Source organism: Archangium minus (assembly GCF_044360475.1).
GTDB lineage: Bacteria > Myxococcota > Myxococcia > Myxococcales > Myxococcaceae > Archangium > Archangium minus.
This window is the reverse complement of record NZ_CP043494.1, coordinates 9,189,235-9,207,430: the sequence shown is the minus strand read 5'-3', so window position 1 is coordinate 9,207,430 and position 18,196 is coordinate 9,189,235. Positions and strand designations below refer to the sequence as shown.

The window sequence follows — 18,196 nt, the reverse complement described above, 5'->3', positions numbered from 1 at the left end:
CCGCGCACGGGGTATGGAAGCCACATGGGCAAGAAAGTTTCGGTGCTGGTCGTTGACGACTCGCACATCTGCCGACAGCTGATCTGCGAAGCACTGGGTCGGGATCCGGATCTGGAGGTTGTCGGGACTTGCACCAACGGCAAGGAGGCCCTCGAGGCCGCGCGTGAGCTGCGTCCGCAGGTCATCACCATGGATGTGGAGATGCCGGTGATGGACGGGCTCACGGCCGTGGAGCACATCATGGCCGAGGTGCCCACGCCCATCCTCATGCTCACGGCGGATCCCCGGCAGCAGGCGCCGGAGCTCACGTGCCGAGCCTTGGAGCTGGGCGCGCTGGCGCTGCAGATCAAGCCGTCGATCGACGCGGGGGCGGAGGCGTGGAACCTGTCGCGCGAGGTGAAGCTGCTGTCCTCGGTGCGAGTCATCCGGCACATCCACAGCAAGCGCCGGCCTCCGCTGCCAGGCAGTGGGACGGTGACCCCGGCGCCGGTGGGCATGCCCTACGGCGTGTTGGCGGTGGCCAGCTCCACGGGCGGCCCGCAGGTCCTCTTCCGGATGCTGTCCGAGCTGCCGGCGGACTTCGCCACGCCCATCGTCATCGTGCAGCACATCAACGCGGCCTTCTCCGAGTCGCTGGCGGGCTGGTTGGCCAACTCCTCGAAGCTGAAGGTGCGGCTGGCGCAGGACGGCGAGCAGCTGCTGCCGGGCAACGTGCTGATCGCCCCGCCGGGACAGCACATGATCATTCCTTTCCGCGGGCGGGTGGCGCTGCGCTCGGGCGTGGAGCGCGACGGGCACATGCCCTCGGGCACGGTGCTGCTGGAGAGCGCGGCCAAGGCCTATGGACGGCGCACGCTGGGGCTCATCCTGACCGGCATGGGCGAGGACGGGGCGGACGGCATGCTCGCCATCAAGCAGGCCGGTGGCCTGACGCTGGCGCAGAATGAGGAGTCCTGCGTGGTCTTCGGCATGCCGGGCGCGTCGGTGGCGCGTAAGGCGGTGGATCACCTCGTTCACGGCGACGACATCGCGGGCGCGCTGGTGAGGCTGGCCCGCGGTGAATCCCTCGCCGTGGGGCGCTGAGGCTCGGTGGCCCCCACCGCTCCGTCCTACCTCGGTCCCGTCCACGCGCTCGTGGCGCGGCGGACGGGCATGGCGCTGAGCGAGCTTCAGTGCAGGCGGCTCGATGAGAAGCTGGCCGCGCGTTCGGGGGTGATGAGCCTGCAGTACCTGGTGCACCTGCAATCCTCGTCGGGTGCCGCGGAGCTGGCCGAGCTCATCGACGCCATCACCGTGCAGAAGACGGAGCTGTTCCGCGACGAGTCGCAGCTGGCGGTCTTGCGCTCCTGCGTGCTGGAGCCGATGGTGGCGCTGCTGCGTCGGCCGTTACGGCTGTGGAGCGCCGGCTGTGCCACGGGTGAGGAGGTGGCCACGCTGCTGGTGCTGCTCGCCGAGGTGGGGGCGGATCCCTCCAGCACAGTGCTCGGCACGGACATCTCGGAGACAGCCATCGCGCGAGCGCGGGAGCTGTGCTTCACCTCGGAGCAAATGCAGCGGGTGCAGCCGGGGGTGCGCGATCGGTGGTTCATGCCCGTCGGGGGAGGCCGCTTCACCCTGGTGGCGCACTTGAAGGAGCGAGCCAGCTTTCTCTGCCACAACCTGATGGACCTGCCGTACCCGATGGCGGCGGAGGGGCAGGGCTTCGACGTCATCCTTTGTCGCAACGTCCTCATCTACTTCACGCCCGAGTCCTTCGAGCGGGTGGTGGACTCGCTGGCCGGGCGGTTGGCGCCCGAGGGGCTGTTGGTGCTCTCCGCCGCCGAGCCCCTGCTGCGGGCGCCTCCGTGTCTGCGCACCGTGCGCTTCGACCAGGCCTTCTTCTATGCCCGCGCGCAGCCCTCCGCGCCTTCCACCGAAGGGGTGGCGCCCGGGAACGTGAGGACGCCGAGCTCCAGTGGCCTGCCTGCGGTGGGGGCACGTCCGTCTTCGGGGTCGGGGCGCTTTCCGGCCGTGGGGTCGTCGGGCAGCTTTCCAGCGGTTCCCGCGAAGATGGAGGCTCCCAGCGGTTTCCCCCAAGGGGATGCGACTCCGCACGAAGCGGACGTCCTCTTCGCCCAGGTGTTGGAATGGGCCGCGGGAGACAATGCGAGCCCCCAGACGGCGGAGAAGCTACGGCGCTGCCTCGAGCTGGATCCGGACTTGGCCGCGGCGCGCTACCTGTTGGGGATGTTGCTCGAGCAGCGTGGGTCGCTGGCCGAGGCCGCCGCGGAGTACCGGCGGGCCCTGCGCTCGCTGGAGGAGGGGAGAGCCCGCGCCACGCCCTTCTACCTCAACAATGCCCGGCTCCAGGTGGCCTGCGCGCGCGCCATCGAGCGGGTGGAGCGGGCCTCCGGTTCCACTCCACCGCGTTAACGGGCAGGCAGGCGGGCCTGGGACGTGAAGAAGCCCACACGGGCCGGAGGGTTTGCCCGTAAGATGCGCCCCCTATGCGAAGGCTTGCTCTGATCGCCCTCCCACTCGCGATCTCCGGCTGCTTCTACCCCGCGGACCGCGGGCGTGCGCTGGAGACCCGCATCGAGAAGATCGATGCCTCTAACGCGCAGCTCCAGGAGGAGCTGAAGCAGACACGTGCGCAGCTCGACGCCACGTTGCCGCGTATCGACGAGAAGATCGCCGAGGTGTCCAAGGCCCTGCAGAGCCTGGATACCGCCTCGCGCCGCACGGGCGCGGACATCGGAATCCAGCTGCAGAAGACGGTGGAGGACCTGTCCCAGCTGCGTGGCCAGGTGGAGACGTACCTTCACAAGATTGGTGAGCTGGAGACGGCACTCGCGCAGACGAACGAGGCCACGGAGAAGAGGCTGCTGGCGCTCAAGGGCGATGAAGCCCTCAAGGAGGCCGAGGCCCGGAAGAAGGCCGAGGAGCTCAAGCGCCCCACGGACAAGAAGGAGTTCCTCGCGCTGGCCCAGGAGAAGGCCAAGGGTGGGGACGTGGCGGTGGCTCGGCAGCTCTACTCGGAGTTCCTCAAGAAGTGGCCCAAGGACGCGCTGGCTGCCGAGGCCCACTTCGGCCTGGGCGAGACGTACTTTGCCGAGGACAAGTGCCGCGAGGCCCTCTTCGAGTACGGCAAGCTGCTGCAGGAGTACCCCAAGGCGGACTCCACGCCGTCTGCGTACCTGCGCTCGTCGGACTGCTTCAAGAAGCTGAAGATGCAGGAGGAGTCGCGGTTGGCGCTCGAGGAGCTCGTGAAGGGCTACCCGAAGTCGGACGCGGCGAAGACGGCGAAGACCCGGCTGGCGGAGCTGGACAAGGCGAAGAAGGCCGAGCCGAAGAAGGGGAAGAAATGAGGCTGCGTCCGCTGCTGCTGGCCCTGCTCGCGCTGCTGCTGACGCCCCTGGTGGCGGGCGCGGCGTCGAAGCAGGTGGTGCTTCTCTTCACCGGAGACAACGGGGGCGAGATCGCCCCCTGTGGTTGAAGCCACAACCCGTCTGGCGGTCTGGCCAGACGAAAGACGGCCCTCTCGCAAGAGCGCGCGCGGGGTATGCCGGTGCTGGTGTTGGACACGGGCAACGCGCTCTTCAAACTCCCCACGCCTGGAGGAGATCCCAAGGAAAAGGAGCGTGCGAAGCTGTTGCTCGAGCAGATGGACGCGTTGGGCACCACGGCGATGGCCGTGGGCGCGCGCGACCTGACGCTCGGGACGGGCTTCCTCACCCAGGGGGCGAAAGGCAGGAAGATGAAGCTGCTGTCCGCCAACCTGGTGGACGCGAAGGGCAAGCTGCTCTTCCCTGCCTCCACGGTGGTGACAGTGGGCGAGGTGAAGTTCGGCCTGGTAGGCCTCTCGCCCGAGGGACCAGTGGCCACGCAAGCAGGCGTGGTGGGCGGGGCTCCCGTGAAGGCGGCCATCGCCGAGGCCCGCCGACTGCGCGAGAAGGAGAAGGTGGACGTGGTGGTGGTGCTCGCGGCCGTGCCCTACAAGACCGCCGTCACGCTCTCCCAGGAGGCGGGCAACGCCGTGGACTTCATCCTCCAGTCGCACGAGAGCCGGAGCTCGGGCGTGGTGCAGCGCAATGACTTCGCCTCCCTGATCTCCTCGGGAGAGCGGGGACGTCAGCTCGTCCGCCTGGAGCTCTCGGTGGGAGGCAAGGGCCCCTTTGTGGACCTCGGCGAGTCCGCGCGCGCCCAGCAGCGCCTGAAGATCCTCGACAAGAACCTCGAGCAGGCGCGGCAGAGCCTGGCGGCCGCGAAGGACGAGCAGGTCCGCAAGACGTGGCAGGAGAACATCACCCACTTCGAGGCCCAGCGGAAGGGCGTGGCGCTGCAGGCCGAGGCGGCCGAGCAGGGCTCCGAGCGCACCCTGAGTCTGTCGACCCTCACACTGGGGGGCGGCTTCGTGGATGATCCCGAACTGAAGCAGCGGGTGGAGCGAATCCAACCCGCGGGTTCCGCATCACACTAGTCCTGGACGGGGCCCGGTCTGCGGGCCTTGTGCCAGGGCCGGTCCGCCGTTATAAGCGCCGGCCTACCTCTAAAACGCCAGACCTCCCACCTTGGGGGTGGGGGCAAGGCGCAGGAGTCGAACATGAAGGCTGAACTGCACCCGGTCTACCCGCCCTCCCGTATCACCTGTGCGTGCGGCAACGTGGTTGAGACCAAGTCCACCCGTGGCTCGTTCACGGTGGAAGTCTGCTCGAACTGCCACCCCTTCTACACCGGCAAGTACAAGCTGCTCGACACCGCGGGCCGCGTGGAGAAGTTCCGCAAGAAGTACGAGGCCAAGCCGGCCGCTGGCGCCGCCAAGGCCGCCGAGGGTGGTGCTGCTCCTGCCGAGGGCGCCGCTCCCGCCGCGAAGAAGACCGCCAAGAAGGCCAAGGCCTAGTCTCTTCTCCGCAGCTTCGTAGCACCCGCCGAGCACGGCGCTGGAGGCCTCTCCCCGAGGCACCCCGCCGTGCTCGCGGCGTTTCTGGCGCTCGCGTTTCCGCGTCAAGTTTCAGGGTGCTACAGACCAGAAATTGGACGTAGCAGCGTGTTGACCGCACAGTCCGACCCGTCACGAAGACCCCCTGACGGAGGCGAGATGTCCGCGGAAGCCGCTCCTGCCCTGAAGCTTGTCCAGCAGCCCTCGCTGCGTGAGAGCCTTTTCGCCAAGAGCGATGCGTACCGGCTCTACCAGGGCGACAGCCTGGCCCTGCTCGAGCAGTTCGAGCCTGGAACGTTCGACATGGTGTTCGCCGACCCGCCCTACTTCCTGTCCAACGGTGGTTTCACCTGCAAGAACGGCAAGCGCGCCGCGGTGAACAAGGGAAACTGGGACGTGTCGCGCGGAGTGGAGGAGGACCACGCCTTCACCACGGCCTGGCTCAAGGCGTGCCAGCGGGTGCTCAAGCCCACGGGCACCATCTGGGTGAGCGGCACGCAGCACGTCATCTTCTCGGTCGGCTTCGCGATGCAGAAGCTCGGCTACAAGCTGCTGAACACCGTCACCTGGTACAAGCCGAACGCGAGCCCCAACCTGGCGTGCCGCTACTTCACGCACTCCTCCGAGCTGCTCATCTGGGCCTCGCCGAAGCCGGCCGCGAAGCTGCAGCACACGTTCAACTACGCGAAGATGAAGGCGGAGAACGGTGGCAAGCAGATGCGCGACGTGTGGGCGCTGCCGCGCACGGGCGACGAGGAGCTGTCCGCCGACGAGTCCGGCCGCGTGTGGACGATGACCGCCCCGCGCCGCGAGGAGAAGGCGCACGGCAGCCACCCCACGCAGAAGCCGGTGTCGCTGCTCGAGCGCGTCATCGAGGCGAGCACCCCCGAGGACGCGCTGGTGTTGGATCCCTTCAACGGCAGTGGCACCACGGGTGTGGCGGCGCTGAAGCTGGGCCGGCGCTACGTGGGCATCGACATGGACGCGCAGTACCTGAAGCTGTCCCAGAAGCGCCTGGCCGAAGTCGAGCGCGCGGCCCGCTAAACCCTTACTTTGTGACGAGCTGGAGGGGCTGCCCCTCCGGCACGTGCTTCATCGCCACCGAGTTCATGCAGTAGCGCAGCCCCGTGGGAGGCGGGCCATCCGGGAAGACGTGTCCCAGGTGGCCATCGCACCGGCCGCAGCGCACCTCGGTGCGAATCATCCCGTACGAGCGATCCTGGTACTCCGTCACCGAGTCCGCCTGCAGGGGCCGGGTGAAGGAGGGCCAGCCGGTGCCGGACTCGAACTTCTCGCCCGACTTGAAGAGCGGGTTGCCGCAGCCGGCGCAGACGTACGTGCCGGGCTCTTTCGTCCCGACAAAACAGCCCGCCCAGGGCCGCTCCGTTCCGTGCTGGCGCAGCACCTGGAACTCTTCGGGTGTCAGACGCTTCCGCCATTCCTCGTCACTGAGGACCAGTTTGTCGACCATGCGGTCATCCTGCGTTCCAGCCCGCTCGGGGGCAACGGTTTCCGAGGCCCTCCAGACCGGGCGTTGACACAGGGAGCAGGCGGGTTCATTTTTGTTGGGTAGCTCGCGCATTCGGACCTCGCGCGGCGGGAGGTGTGCCATGGGACGTGTGCAAAACGGTGTCTCGGGTCTCTCCACGCTGCCGCTCGTGTGACCGGGCGCGTTCCGTTTCATCGCTAGAACGGACCGCTGACTCCGGCGCCCTCGCGCCGGTGTGGAGCCTCGTCTTTTCCTGACTCAGCGCGCCGTGCCCGGATCCGGGTGCGGCGTCCAGGGAACCGTTCGCTCCATGAGCTCGAAGCCTCGCCGTACCCGCTCGTCCGAAGAAGCGTCCATTCCGGCGCGCCACCTGCGCCTCCAGTCCACCCTCTTCGAGGAGGTGTCCCTCCTGTTCCGAGGTGAGCTGTCCGACCCGCTGCTCGAGGGCGTCGTCATCACGACGCTCGAGCTGTCACCGGACGGCCGCCATGCCCGTATTGGCTTTACCCTTCCCCCCGAGCGCCAGGAGTCCGGCCCGGCCCCGGTGGAGGAGGCGCTCGACCGCGCGATGGGCTTCATCCGCTCGCAACTCGCGCTTGGCCTGAACCTCAAGCGTGTCCCGCACCTGCGCTTCATCTGCGTGGGAGTGGCGCCGCGCCTGGCCCCTGGCGAGGAAGGAGACGAGTCATGATGCCTCGTGTCCTCGAAAGCCCGCCCGGAGCCGTCCCCATCCTCGCTTGGGCGCGCGAGGTGCCCCCGGGGGCAGTGAAACAACTCCAACACATCGCCAGCCAGCCGTACGTGGTGGAGCACGTGGCGGCGATGCCGGACGTCCACGTGGCCCAGGGCGTGGCCGTGGGAACTGTCTTCGCCACCGAGCGCACCGTGGTCCCGGGTGCACTGGGGGGTGACCTCGGGTGCGGCGTCAGTGCGCACCGGTTCGCCTTTCCGGCGGCGTCACTCGGGAGGGCGGACCTGGAGCGGCTGATGGCGGCCGTGGCGCGGCGGGTCCCGGTGGGAGACGCCGTGCACCGGGGCGCGGGTCTGCCCCTGCCTCCCGAGCTCCAGGCCGCGAGCCTGTCCACCCACCGGCTCCAGAAGGACTGGGAGCGTCTCGCGCCGAAACACCTGGCGACACTCGGGGGCGGCAATCACTTCCTCGAACTGGACCGGGACGCGGGGGGAGACCTGTGGCTGCTCATCCACTCGGGCTCGCGAGGCATCGGAGGCGCCATTGCCTCGCATCACCTGCGGGTGGCGACTGCGAAGGGAGAGGGCTCGCTGCCAGGGCTGCGCACCGACTCTCCCGAGGGGGCCGCGTGCCTGGCGGATATCGCCTGGGCCTGCCGTTTCGCCCGAGCCAACCGGGACGCCCTCGCGGCGCGAGCGGTGGAGGTGCTGGCCGAGGCGCTCGGATGCGAGCCGGAGCCAGGCGCGAGCATGGACGTGCACCACAACCACGTGGAGGAGGAGACGCACCTGGGCCGAGTGCTGCTCATCCACCGCAAGGGCGCGGTAGGGCTCGAGGCTGGACAGCGGGGCCTGATTCCCGGCTCGATGGGAACGGCCTCGTACGTGGTGGAGGGGAGGGGAGAGCCGAGGGCCTTCCGCTCGTGCTCGCACGGGGCAGGGAGGGTGCTGACGCGAGGAGAGGCCCGAGCACGCATCCGCCCGGCGGCGCTGGAGCAGGCGCTGCGCCGGGTGGTGTTCGACCGAGGCCGGGTGCATGACCTGGTGGAGGAGGCTCCGGAGGCCTACCGGGACATCGCGGAGGTGCTGGAGGACGAGGCGGAGCTGGTGACGCCCGTTCTGCGGCTCACGCCGATCGCCGTGCTCAAGGGCTGAGGCGTGAGGGGGCGGCGGGACTTGCTCCCGCCGCCCGTAGGTCTTCCGGCGAGACTGCTCCAGTGCGGAGCAGGGCGACTGAGGTGTTCGGCGCCAAGCCGTTCGATTTCATGTTTCAACCCACGCCCCGCTCCGAAGAGCAGGGCGACCAACCTGAGCGGCGCCTTCCCTCAGCTTGTCTAGGTTTCAACCCACGCCCCGCTCCGAAGAGCAGGGTGACCGCTTCATCAGCGGGGCGCCATAGGCGTCCTGCCGGTTTCAACCCACGCCCCGCTCCGAAGAGCAGGGCGACGGATATGGGCAGCATCGTTGCCGGGGCGGATGGTGTTTCAACCCACGTCCCGCTCCGAAGAGCAGGGCGACGAGGCCCTGCGTGACTTGGTGGCTTTCGCGAAGTTTCAACCCACGCCTCGCTCCGAAGAGCAGGGCGACCACAAACAGGCGATCATCAAGGGCATGGGTTTCTGGTTTCAACCCACGCCCCGCTCCGAAGAGCAGGGCGACGTCCCCACCCGTCAGCGCCGCTGTCATGGCGTAGCCGTTTCAACCCACGCCCCGCTCCGAAGAGCAGGGTGACCCCCATCGCCAACCGTCTCCGCATCCGTGAGGAGTTTCAACCCACGCCCCGCTCCGAAGAGCAGGGCGACGTCCGGAGACTGCTGGCGCAACGCGAGGCGGACAAGTTTCAACCCACGCCCCGCTCCGAAGAGCAGGGCGACTTCGCTGGCATCGCCCAGCAGCAGGCGGACCAACAGTTTCAACCCACGCCCCGCTCCGAAGAGCAGGGCGATGGGGCCTTGCGCATGTTCGCGTCGTGGACGAGGTCGTTTCAACCCACGCCCCGCTCCAAAGAGCAGGGCGACCACGGTCCCCGCCGTCGACGCAATGACAAGTGACAGTTTCAACCCACGCCCCGCTCCGAAGAGCAGGGCGACTACGCCCCCAGGAGACGGTAGCAACATGACGATGTTTCAACCCACGCCCCGCTCCGAAGAGCAGGGCGACCCTGGCGCGCTGATCGGCGTCATCGACTCGGAGAAGTTTCAACCCACGCCCCGCTCCGAAGAGCAGGGCGACCCCACATCGCCAAGGTCGAGCGCGACCGCAACAAGTTTCAACCCACGCCCCGCTCCGAAGAGCAGGGCGACATCCGTCGGGTGTACCACGTCCTTGGAGGCCACATGTTTCAACCCACGCCCCGCTCCGAAGAGCAGGGCGACGACACGGGCTCCCCCGTGGTCATCCCCTCGGGTGGGTTTCAACCCACGCCCCGCTCCGAAGAGCAGGGCGACTGCCGAAGGCGCCCCGGCGCACGTCATCGCCGAGATGTTTCAACCCACGCCCCGCTCCGAAGAGCAGGGCGACGAGATGGCAGGCCGAACGGCTTGAGGAGATCAAGTTTCAACCCACGCCCCGCTCCGAAGAGCAGGGCGACGGGTGACGCAACCAGACGCCTGACGCCAGATGTTGTTTCAACCCACGCCCCGCTCCGAAGAGCAGGGCGACGGAGGCGGCGTAGCTCATGCGCGTATTTGCCTTCGGTTTCAACCCACGCCCCGCTCCGAAGAGCAGGGCGACTTCGGCGTGTCGCGGTTAACCCCTCAGCACCGAAGGTTTCAACCCACGCCCCGCTCCGAAGAGCAGGGCGACAGCCTCGCCTACATTCTCCCGGAGGGGCAGATCCAGTTTCAACCCACGCCCCGCTCCGAAGAGCAGGGCGACCAGCACCCGAACCGCTTGCTGTGGTCGTCCGCATAGTTTCAACCCACGCCCCGCTCCGAAGAGCAGGGCGACTGCCTGGCGGCGTGACCTGGCGCGCGTGCGGCTGAAGTTTCAACCCACGCCCCGCTCCGAAGAGCAGGGCGACAGGACCCGGCCGTGCGGGTGTGCGGGTGGAGGCGTTTCAACCCACGCCCCGCTCCGAAGAGCAGGGCGACTGTCGGGGGCATGGGCGATGTAGCCCCCTCGCAGGTTTCAACCCACGCCCCGCTCCGAAGAGCAGGGCGACCGACGCCCTGGCCGCCATGCGCGCTGCGGGCGGGTTTCAACCCACGCCCCGCTCCGAAGAGCAGGGCGACCTGCTCCTCATCGGGCTCTGGACGTTGGCCGACAAGGTTTCAACCCACGCCCCGCTCCGAAGAGCAGGGCGACCTCGGCCAGGTCTCGCGTGGCGGCGGCGATCTCCGGTTTTCAACCCACGCCCCGCTCCGAAGAGCAGGGCGACTTGCCGTAGGGGCCCGGGTGGTTGCCGTAGGCCTCGTTTCAACCCACGCCCCGCTCCGAAGAGCAGGGCGACCCCAGGTCGTGTCGTCGCCTCGGGCAATGCTCCTGTTTCAACCCACGCCCCGCTCCGAAGAGCAGGGCGACGTCTGGCCGAGGCGGGCAGCCGCGAGGACTACCAGTTTCAACCCACGCCCCGCTCCGAAGAGCAGGGCGACGACTGCGGTGAGCCGATGGCGCGGGGGGTCTTCCTGTTTCAACTCACGCCCCGCTCCGAAGAGCAGGGCGACCAGCTCGCGGTGGGATCCGTCAAAGTCGCTGACGTGTTTCAACCCACGCCCCGCTCCGAAGAGCAGGGCGCGACCAGCCCTCGGGTCCGAAGTTGGCCTTGATGCCGGTGTTTCAACCCACGCCCCGCTCCGAAGAGCAGGGCGACCAGCCCTCGGGTCCGAAGTTGGCCTTGATGCCGGTGTTTCAACCCACGCCCCGCTCCGAAGAGCAGGGCGACGCCCTGGCGGGCTGGGGCGGGGGTTGGCACGCGCGCGTTTCAACCCACGCCCCGCTCCGAAGAGCAGGGCGACCGTTATCGTCGTGGACTTGCCCGCGCGCCGCGTGGTGTTTCAACCCACGCCCCGCTCCGAAGAGCAGGGCGACTGACGCGCGAGGTGAGGCCCGAGCCTGCACAGACGTTTCAACCCACGCCCCGCTCCGAAGAGCAGGGCGACCGAAGAGCTTCAGAGGGCCGCATGACTGAGAACGAGTTTCAACCCACGCCCCGCTCCGAAGAGCAGAGCGACTCTACACCCCGCAAGGGGCGGAGGGCGCATGCTATGTTTCAACCCACGCCCCGCTCCGAAGAGCAGAGCGACGTCGTCGCGGATTATCGCTTATGGTGCTTCTCAGGAGGTTTCAACCCACGCCCCGCTCCGAAGAGCAGAGCGACCACCTCGACTCCGCCCGACCACTGGGCGCGAGCAAGTTTCAACCCACGCCCCGCTCCGAAGAGCAGAGCGACCATCGCCGACGCCTGCGCCCGCGCCGACGCGCTGTTTCAACCCACGCCCCGCTCCGAAGAGCAGAGCGACTCGAGGAGTTCGATAGGGTGGAGCGGGTGCTGTTGTTTCAACCCACGCCCCGCTCCGAAGAGCAGAGCGACCGCCGCGCGGTGATTCCACTCTGCGGCGCGCTTCGGTTTCAACCCACGCCCCGCTCCGAAGAGCAGAGCGATTGCCCTGTCGAAGCTGGCCGACTCGGGGCTCGTGAAGTTTCAACCCACGCCCCGCTCCGAAGAGCAGAGCGATTTATGGTGTCTCTCAGGAGGAAGCAACGTGGCCAAGTTTCAACCCACGCCCCGCTCCGAAGAGCAGAGCGATCGGACGAAGCCAATGACGTCCATGGAGGAGAGGAAGTTTCAATCCACGCCCCGCTCCGAAGAGCAGAGCGATCGAGCGCCCCGCGCGCAAGGCGCGGTGTGTGACGGTTTCAACCCACGCCCCGCTCCGAAGAGCAGAGCGATCACGACGGCACGGGGATGTACCAGTAGTGCAGCCCGTTTCAACCCACGCCCCGCTCCGAAGAGCAGAGCGATCGAGTTCATCGGCAGGGTCCAGCAGGGCTCCAACGTTTCAACCCACGCCCCGCTCCGAAGAGCAGAGCGATAGCGAGCGCCCGTAGTACCTGTCCCGGGCCTTCCAGTTTCAACCCACGCCCCGCTCCGAAGAGCAGAGCGATGCGCTTGGCACGTTGGGCGACGTTCGCAGATAGAGGTTTCAACCCACGCCCCGCTCCGAAGAGCAGAGCGATCGAGGGCTCTTCCGAAGAAGCCGTTCAGCAACCAGTTTCAACCCACGCCCCACTCCGAAGAGCAGAGCGATCGCCGAGGGCAACGTGGAGGCGCCCTCCACCCAACCGTTTCAACCCACGCCCCACTCCGAAGAGCAGAGCGATCAACTCTGCCAAGCGTCGTGTGCAGCGGTGGCGATGTTTCAACCCACGCCCCACTCCGAAGAGCAGAGCGATCCAGCCCTGGATCGGACGAAGCTCGGTGATGCAGTTTCAACCCACGCCCCACTCCGAAGAGCAGAGCGATCGAGCTGCGCGGGCTCACGCCAAGGCTGATCACGGTTTCAACCCACGCCCCACTCCGAAGAGCAGAGCGATCCCTTCACCCCGCAGTCACAGGAGCAGCAACGATGTTTCAACCCACGCCCCACTCCGAAGAGCAGAGCGATGCCACATGGCCAAGAAGACGACCGCAGGACCGACGTTTCAACCCACGCCCCACTCCGAAGAGCAGAGCGATGGCATGAGACGCGCGATGATGCGGGACCGGAACGAGTTTCAACCCACGCCCCACTCCGAAGAGCAGAGCGATCCCGGGGGGCGTAACACACGGAAACCATTGAGGAAAGAAACCGATTTTCGCGAACTTGGCTTCAGGTGACGGATGTGGGCTGGGCGTACTCCCACAGCACCTGGCCCAAACGTGTGATTTCGGGGAGTTACATGCTGCGCGAACCTACGGCGCGCAGCGCATCGGCCGGGGTTCGCGCTCCAGTCCGTTGTCCTACACGACCAGGGGCCCGGTGGGGTCCAGTGGACGACGTACTCCGTAGTGCTCGATCCGCTGTGCATCATCAATCGACACGTAATAGAAACGCAGGCTGTCACGTTGGGAGTCGTACTCGGACAACAGCTTGTCTCTGAGGACAACCCAGTCTTTGGCTTCCAGCTGACATTCGAAGACTGAGTACTGCACTCGCACTCCATAGTTCTTGCAGGCCTCCGCGATACGGCGAAGGCGGCGGGCTCCTACCGAATCCTGGTTGGACACGTCATAGCAGACGATGACGAACATAGACGGCTACCTCATGGAGAAGGGGGGATAGACGTCCAAGTCCTTGCGCAAGGTGCGCGCCAGGAGCAGGGCCTGCAAGTGGGGCATGCGGCTCCAGGGGGCGTTCTGCTGGAGGAACTCATGGCGTAACTCGCCACGTTTGTTCTCTTGCCAGGAGGTGAGAAAGGTCTTTCGGCCGGCGTCCGTGAGTCTCCATGCCCCGTTGGGCTCCTCAATGAAGTCCTCGGGTGTGAGCTGACCACGGTTCACCAGGGACAGGACGAATCGGTCCACCAGTGGGACGCGGAACTCTTCCATCAGGTCCAGCGCCAACGAGAGCCGGCCGGGTCTTTCCTCGTGGAGAAATCCCACTGCAGGGTCGAGGCCCACACCTGCAAGGGCCGCGGCGCAGTCCTGCATCAGCAGGGCATAGCCAAAAGAGAGCAGCGCATTGATGCGATCCCTCGGTGGACGGCGCGAGCGTCCGCCGAAGCGGAAAGCCTCCTCTTGGCGCTTCACCAGAAGAGAGAAGACGGAGAAGTAGTCGCGGGCTGCCATGCCTTCCAGTCCACGGACCTCCTCCACGGATGTGGCGTGGGAAAGGGCGCGCAGGTGGAGCGCGAGCCGGTCACAGATCTCTGCGAAGGCAGGCTTACGCTCCTCGGCCGCATCTCGGCGGGCGTGGAGGAGGAAACTGCGTGCGTTGGCGACCTTGCCAACGACCATTGCGCGCGCCAGTTCCAGTGTCCGGATAGGGTCATCGGCCACGCGGTACTGCTCGCGGCGCAGTAGCACGTTTCCCCCGGGCACGCCCTCCACTCGTGCGAGCAGCCGACCTTGAGGGGAGAAGAAGGAGAGGTGGATACCAGCTTCGCTGAGGGCGGCCATCAGCTCGGGTGAGCAGCCCACGCGGCCAAATCCACGAGGCGGCGGCGGTGGCTAGCGTCGTAGTAGAGAGCCCCCTGGAGGACGGGGACGCCGTGCATCTCCTCCAGGCAGAGCGCCTGGGCGCAGAGCTGGACGCGGTCCGCGAGCTCGTTCTTGAGCCGGCCGCGCTTGTACTCCACGGGAAAGGGGCGGAGGCGGCCCGGGAGGGCTGGCTCGGGGTGGTACTCGACGGTGTCTGCGCGGCCGAAGAGGCCAAGGCGCTCGCAGCGCAGCTCCAGCGAACGGACCACGCGCAGACCGCGGCGGCGATCCGCGCCGGGCGTATCGGCGCGCTCATGCAGCAGGCGCCCGGCAGCGGTGGCCCCGTCCTCCACCCACACCCTCTCGACGTGGATGAGGGCTGTCTGCCTCTCGCAGTAGAGCAGGTGTTGCAGGGCGGACAGGGGGAGGGCTGTGTCTGCCTCGCTGGGGTAGCTCATGTGCCTGATTTCAATCAGGAGGCGCGGTGGAAGTGGAGGACCACCTGGGGTGTCACTCCAGCGGCCTACCCGCTGAAGTGTCGAGCCGCCCCGAGGCAAACTGCTATGCACCTGTCAAAGAACGCTTCTCGGAGCAGGCGTTAGATCGCCCGCTCGACGAGGTTGATTCCGTTGGGCACGGAGCCCACCGTCACCTCGTAGTCCGAGAAGTCGCGCGCGGGCCGTGAGCTGTCCTTGCGGCTGACCTTCACCAGGTCGAACAGTCGGTGGGCGGGAGCATTGCCAAGCGCGCTCTCGTGCTCGAAGACGATGAGCCGCCGCGAGGCCATCAGTCCGCGCGCGGCACTGCGATCATGCTCGAACATCTGGCCGAGCGCCTGCCATAGCAATTCCAAATCCTCGGGGCCGAAGTGCGTCTGCCTGGCCAGCGCGGGCGAGATGAATCCGTGTGCGCGGTAGAGCCCATAAGGCACCATCGTCTTACGGCCCATGGTGCGGTTGTCTCCGCCCTGCTGGTCCGCTTCCTTCTGGGTGGCCACCGCCATGCGGGTGATGGCGTGCTCCAGGCTGATGATGGGGTCCACCGAGCGACCGAAGGTGAGCTGGACCGGGCCTCGAACCTGGCCGGCGTTGTTCTCCTTGAGGGACATCACCGCCCCGAAGGTGCGGATGTCATAGAAACTGCGGCACATCCAGTCGCGTGCCTTCTCCACCACCTCTCCGTCCGCTGCCTTCTTCGCTGGCTTCTTCGCTGCCTTCTTCTTGCCACCCTCGTCGGTTTTGGCGGCCTCCTCGCCCTCGTCAGCGGCGGGGGCTTCGAGGCCCAGGGCTGCATAGGCGCGGCCCTGCTGCTGGCTGAGCACGGCCTTCTCCTTGATGTAGATGTCGTAGCCTTCCTGTCCATCCCGTGCGAGCTGCACGAAGTTACGCACCTTGCGCTTGAGGCAGACGTCTGTCACCAGGCCGTGGCCGGTCTCCGGGTCCACGCGCGGCAGGTTGCCCGCGTCGGGGTCACCGTTGGGATTTCCATCTTTCACATCGAAGAGGAGGACGAAGTCATAGCGATACTTGAGCTCGGACATGAAATGCTCCTGTAAAGGGTTGTCGGGAGTCGGGAGTGGCTCACGCAGATGCCGGCTCGGAGTCTGCGGTGCGTTTTTCGAAGAAACGGTGTCGCTGATGGTAGTAGCCCACTGCGAAGAGGCCCTGCTCTTCCAGGCCGAGGGTCGTGGGGAATGGGCGAGCGGGTAGACCCGCGCAGATCTGATCCTTGAGTTGCTCCAGCCACCGGCCTTTCTCGTCGGCCTTCGAGGCGTGGTGGTTGGAGAGGCGCAGGAGCTGGGGAAAGACGACGGCGGGGTGGGCCATGGCCGAGCCGAAGTAGCGATCTCGCAGGGTGGTGTTGGTCTGTCCTTGGGCCGTGTACTGCAGTCGCTCGAGCACGGCGAACAGACGCCCGAGCAGGTAGGGAACGGCGGTGTTCTTTTCGTCCAGGGACATGGAGACCTCCAGGGAGGGCAGGCCGCTACGAGGCAGCCGTGAAAGGGTGGCCTTGATGAGGGAGACGCGCGCGCGAAGATTCCAGACGGGGTCTCCGTCTCGAGGTGGAACGCGCAGGCGCTGGAGGGCTGCTGCGAGCAGCTCGCGAGGAAAGGGGTGGCCGCGGAGGGCCGCGGACAGGAGCCGGGTGCCGAGCAGCGGAGGCAATTCCGAGCGGCCGGGTGGATCCACGGCTTTCAACAGCATCCAGAGTGGGATGGGCTGGTCCGCGTCTCCGGCCAGCTTCAGGTCCGCGAAGTAGCGGAGGACGTTGCGCTTGATGTCGCCGACCGTGGCTTCCAGCCAGTCGCGGATGACGAGGCGGGCGTTGTTGCCGCTGAGGGTGACGGCGTAGAACGGAGTGGTGTCGAGGTCGGAGGGCTCCAGGCCCCGCAGCGGCGAGGTGGCCAGCTCCACCGCGCGCTGGGCGTCCGGGGCCTCGAAGAGTGAGGCCAGTACGTCCTCGAAGCCGGTCTCGGTGCGAGTCCAGAAGACGGTCACCGCGCCGTTGCCCAGGCCGACACCACGGCGGTAGCGGCGACCCTCCGCGCGAGCCAACAGCCAGTTGAGCGCGGTGGTGTAGCCCTCGGCGGCGGCTCGAGAGACGGGCGCGTTGGACCCCTGTTCCAGCCCGTGAGAGCAGAACGCTTCCTCGTTGAAGGAGACGAGCGAGGTGCCGGAGCTCTGGCCCCCAGGCACGTTCTTCACCGCGGGGTGCAGACGGGCAGGCGGCGCCAGTTCACCGGTGACGAGGCACCGCACCGAAGCGGCTTCGCCTTGCTGCTCCTCTTGCTCACGTGCGGTCCTCCACCATGCACGCACGGGCTCGCGGTCGTGAACGCAGCGGACCTCGTCTGGTGCGTAGATGAAGGCGATGTACTCGTCTCCGCCCCATTCCTCACGCGGGCGCCAGGCCAGCAGACGAGGCAGCCACTGGTCTCGAGCTTCGAGGAAGCGCAGCACGGCCCGGACTCCCGCGTCGCCTGTGGCTTGCTCCACCTCGGCCACACGTTCCTGGAAGGACTCCATGCACTGCTTCAGCCGCTCCGGCTTCTCCTTCTCCGGGTCCCCTAAGCCGAGGATGTATTTGGCGTTATCGACGAGGAGTCCCGCACTGACGCCAGAGGTGCGCCGGGGTAGCCTGGGAATGCGCAGTGCCTTGGCTCGACCCTGCTCGTCAACCGTGGACTCCAGCGACAAGGGGCGTCCCTCGTCATCCACCCGCAGCAGGAAGTGGACGGCGTGCTCCTCGTAGTCCGGGTCTTCCAACCAGCCCTGCTCGCGGGCCAGCGTGTAGAGCGCCTGCAACATCATGGGTTGCCCCCATTGGCGTGCAACACTTCGTTCCGTGGTGGCACGTGAAGCACACCACCCTTGAGCCGGGCCTCGAAGAAGAGCGGACGTACGGAGATTTCGCCGCGCGGCCCATAGTCGAAGTCGTAGAACATCAGCCCCAGCGGCCGGTCCACCTCTGGCTGGATAGGACGGAGCTCTGAGGGGGCCGGTTCCACGTCGGCGACGAACTCGCGGCAGCCCAGGTAGGGTTGGTGAAAGGACTGTCCGCGTCCGAGCCTCCGCTCGAACATCTCCTCGAACTTGCGGACGTTCTCCTCCGGGCCTGCCCGCCCGGTCAGCTCGAAGGAGCAGGTGATGACATAGTCCACGTCGCGCAGGGCCACGGTGTTGCGTTGGGCCCGACGCTCTTCCACGTAGAAGTCCCGAACCTTGGGTGAGGCGCGACTGCCCACCTCGTTGCGGCGGAAGCTGGTCCACTGAATGGGAGCCAGCACGGCGATTTCATGCACATGCCAGCGGATGGAGGGCTTCCATAGCACTGCCTCCAAGAGCCCTCGTGCAGCCGAGGGGGTCATGACTTCATAGCTGACACGCTCGGCTTTCATCTCCGGGCGGGTGAAGCAGGCCACTGGCCCCCGCGCCCGGACGCGGAAGCGACCACTCTCCCTCTTCATCATCGACAGGGT

General features: G+C 67.0%; 16 protein-coding genes and 1 CRISPR repeat array. Of the genes, 9 read left to right on the top strand and 7 right to left on the bottom strand.

The window, feature by feature from the left end; all coding sequences use genetic code 11:
- Nucleotides 1-24 precede the first annotated feature (24 nt).
- The 7 genes from cheB to F0U60_RS37395 all read left to right on the top strand — a co-directional run bounded on the left by cheB (nt 25) and on the right by F0U60_RS37395 (nt 5,962).
- Nucleotides 25-1,083, top strand: coding sequence for a chemotaxis-specific protein-glutamate methyltransferase CheB (cheB, locus tag F0U60_RS37425; protein WP_395806842.1), 1,059 nt, complete (start codon nt 25-27; stop codon nt 1,081-1,083).
- A gap of 6 nt (nt 1,084-1,089) precedes the next feature.
- Nucleotides 1,090-2,412: a CheR family methyltransferase gene (locus F0U60_RS37420; RefSeq protein WP_395806841.1), complete on the top strand. Its 1,323-nt coding sequence runs from the start codon at nt 1,090-1,092 to the stop codon at nt 2,410-2,412.
- Between the two features lie 74 nt (nt 2,413-2,486).
- Nucleotides 2,487-3,347 carry a tetratricopeptide repeat protein gene (locus F0U60_RS37415; RefSeq protein WP_395806840.1) on the top strand — a complete coding sequence of 287 codons (861 nt, stop codon included), beginning with the start codon at nt 2,487-2,489 and terminating at the stop codon, nt 3,345-3,347.
- Nucleotides 3,344-3,475, top strand: coding sequence for a hypothetical protein (locus F0U60_RS37410; RefSeq protein WP_395806839.1), 132 nt, complete (start codon nt 3,344-3,346; stop codon nt 3,473-3,475). Before F0U60_RS37415 ends, F0U60_RS37410 begins: the two co-directional genes overlap by 4 nt.
- Nucleotides 3,476-3,541: 66 nt before the next feature.
- Nucleotides 3,542-4,459, top strand: a complete 918-nt coding sequence (locus tag F0U60_RS37405; protein WP_395806838.1) for a 5'-nucleotidase — start codon at nt 3,542-3,544, stop codon at nt 4,457-4,459.
- Nucleotides 4,460-4,582: 123 nt separating this feature from the next.
- Complete coding sequence (rpmE, locus tag F0U60_RS37400) at nt 4,583-4,879, top strand: 50S ribosomal protein L31 (protein ID WP_395806837.1); 297 nt, start codon at nt 4,583-4,585, stop codon at nt 4,877-4,879.
- Between the two features lie 198 nt (nt 4,880-5,077).
- Nucleotides 5,078-5,962, top strand: a complete 885-nt coding sequence (locus F0U60_RS37395) for a DNA-methyltransferase (RefSeq protein ID WP_395806836.1) — start codon at nt 5,078-5,080, stop codon at nt 5,960-5,962.
- Between the two features lie 4 nt (nt 5,963-5,966).
- On the opposite strand, the gene msrB is transcribed toward F0U60_RS37395, so the two are convergent.
- Complete coding sequence (gene msrB / locus F0U60_RS37390) at nt 5,967-6,389, bottom strand: peptide-methionine (R)-S-oxide reductase MsrB (RefSeq protein ID WP_395806835.1); 423 nt, start codon at nt 6,387-6,389, stop codon at nt 5,967-5,969.
- Between the two features lie 328 nt (nt 6,390-6,717).
- Between msrB and F0U60_RS37385 the strand changes: the two genes are divergently transcribed.
- Together F0U60_RS37385 and F0U60_RS37380 are read left to right on the top strand one after the other, a co-directional pair.
- Nucleotides 6,718-7,098, top strand: coding sequence for a ribosome-binding factor A (locus tag F0U60_RS37385; RefSeq protein WP_395806834.1), 381 nt, complete (start codon nt 6,718-6,720; stop codon nt 7,096-7,098).
- Nucleotides 7,095-8,252 carry an RtcB family protein gene (locus F0U60_RS37380; protein WP_395806833.1) on the top strand — a complete coding sequence of 386 codons (1,158 nt, stop codon included), beginning with the start codon at nt 7,095-7,097 and terminating at the stop codon, nt 8,250-8,252. Before F0U60_RS37385 ends, F0U60_RS37380 begins: the two co-directional genes overlap by 4 nt.
- 112 nt (nt 8,253-8,364) lie before the next feature.
- Nucleotides 8,365-12,840: a CRISPR direct-repeat array (repeat unit 31 nt; unit sequence GTTTCAACCCACGCCCCGCTCCGAAGAGCAG).
- A 198-nt stretch (nt 12,841-13,038) separates the two neighbouring features.
- On the opposite strand, the gene cas2 is transcribed toward F0U60_RS37380, so the two are convergent.
- From cas2 to cas5c, 6 genes are all read right to left on the bottom strand, one after another.
- Entirely contained in the window at nt 13,039-13,329 is a 291-nt protein-coding gene (gene cas2, locus F0U60_RS37375; protein WP_395806832.1) for a CRISPR-associated endonuclease Cas2, read from the bottom strand.
- A gap of 6 nt (nt 13,330-13,335) precedes the next feature.
- Nucleotides 13,336-14,217 (bottom strand): type I-C CRISPR-associated endonuclease Cas1c, encoded by an 882-nt coding sequence (cas1c, locus tag F0U60_RS37370; protein WP_395806831.1) that lies wholly within the window; start codon nt 14,215-14,217, stop codon nt 13,336-13,338.
- Complete coding sequence (cas4, locus tag F0U60_RS37365) at nt 14,196-14,675, bottom strand: CRISPR-associated protein Cas4 (RefSeq protein WP_395806830.1); 480 nt, start codon at nt 14,673-14,675, stop codon at nt 14,196-14,198. The genes cas1c and cas4 overlap by 22 nt, the downstream gene beginning before the upstream one ends.
- Nucleotides 14,676-14,815: 140 nt before the next feature.
- On the bottom strand, nt 14,816-15,757 hold the full coding sequence (gene cas7c / locus F0U60_RS37360) for a type I-C CRISPR-associated protein Cas7/Csd2 (protein ID WP_395806829.1): 942 nt from the start codon (nt 15,755-15,757) through the stop codon (nt 14,816-14,818).
- A gap of 40 nt (nt 15,758-15,797) precedes the next feature.
- Nucleotides 15,798-17,528 carry a type I-C CRISPR-associated protein Cas8c/Csd1 gene (gene cas8c / locus F0U60_RS37355; protein WP_395806828.1) on the bottom strand — a complete coding sequence of 577 codons (1,731 nt, stop codon included), beginning with the start codon at nt 17,526-17,528 and terminating at the stop codon, nt 15,798-15,800.
- Complete coding sequence (gene cas5c, locus F0U60_RS37350) at nt 17,525-18,187, bottom strand: type I-C CRISPR-associated protein Cas5c (protein WP_395806827.1); 663 nt, start codon at nt 18,185-18,187, stop codon at nt 17,525-17,527. The genes cas8c and cas5c overlap by 4 nt, the downstream gene beginning before the upstream one ends.
- Nucleotides 18,188-18,196: the final 9 nt, after the last annotated feature.